The 1102-nt window shown below is 75.6% G+C and carries 1 protein-coding gene; it reads left to right on the top strand.

The genetic code is table 11. The annotated features are described in order from the left end of the window. Positions 1-682 (top strand): glycoside hydrolase family 3 C-terminal domain-containing protein (locus tag MHY85_RS21080; RefSeq protein ID WP_239200427.1); only part of this gene is annotated, 682 nt, incomplete at its 5' end. Positions 683-1102: the final 420 nt, after the last annotated feature.

Raw genomic sequence — 1102 nt, 5'->3', positions numbered from 1 at the left:
CGGCAGCGTCGTGCAGACGTCCGACTGGGACGCCGGCGTCGGCGCCGTGCTGCACAACTGGTTCGGCGGGCAGGAGCAGGGCGCAGCGATCGCCGGGATCCTGTTCGGCGACGTCAACCCGTCCGGCCGGCTGCCCGTCTCCATCCCGGTCGACGAGGCGTCCACGCCGGTCAGCGACCCGTCGCAGTACCCGGGCGACGGGCTGGACCAGCAGTTCAGCGAGGGCATCTTCGTCGGGTACCGCGGCTACGCCGAGAACGGCATCGCCCCGCAGTACGCGTTCGGGCACGGCCTGTCGTACACCTCGTACGAGTACACCAACCTGCGCACCGCGGCCGTCCCCGGCCCCGAGGGCGGCACGCAGCTGCAGGCCACGGTGGACGTCCGCAACACCGGGGCGGTCGCGGGGACCGAGACCGTCCAGGTCTACGTCGGGAACCTGCCGACCCGCCGGGTGAGCAGCGCGCCGGTGTCCCTGGCCGGCTTCGGCACCGTCACGCTCGCTCCGGGCCAGACGCAGGCCGTGACCGTGACGCTCAGCCCGGAGTCGCTGTCCTACTGGGACGTCGACCTGGACGAGTGGCGCACGCCGACCGGCACCATCCCGGTCCTGGTCGGCGCGGCCTCGGACGACATCCGCCTGACAGGACGCCTGGCGATCTCGGACGCGCTCGTGCGCTGAGCTAACCGCGAACCGTCCCCTCCAGGTCGAGATAGGGCCTCCCGCGCGAGGTAGGACCGTCCACGGTCCTACCTCGGTGCGAGGGCCCTATCTCGACGTCCGGGCGCAAGCGGGCGGGCGCGGGCGGGCGCGGGCGGGGCGCGACTGGGGCGCGTGATCGCCCTGCGCGAATCGAGATCGCGTCCGCCGCCCCCGTGCGGTGACAATGGACCGCCGATGACAGCCGCCGACCCCACCAGCCCCGCGCCTGCTCCGCCTCCCGCGAGCGGCGACGGCGGCGACGCCGCACCCGGGCGCCCGCGACGGCGACGCGGCGGGCGCGGACGACGGCCGGCCGGCGACGGACGCGCGGCCGACCAGCGCGGCCACGACCAGGCCGCGGGCGACCGGGCCGCCGACCGCCCCGACGCCCGCGAGGAC

Origin of the sequence: Cellulomonas sp. ACRRI, assembly GCF_022346185.1 — a bacterium.
Lineage (GTDB): Bacteria > Actinomycetota > Actinomycetes > Actinomycetales > Cellulomonadaceae > Cellulomonas.
The sequence above is the reverse complement of the archived record's forward strand: the minus strand, read 5'-3'. Positions and strand labels throughout refer to the sequence as shown.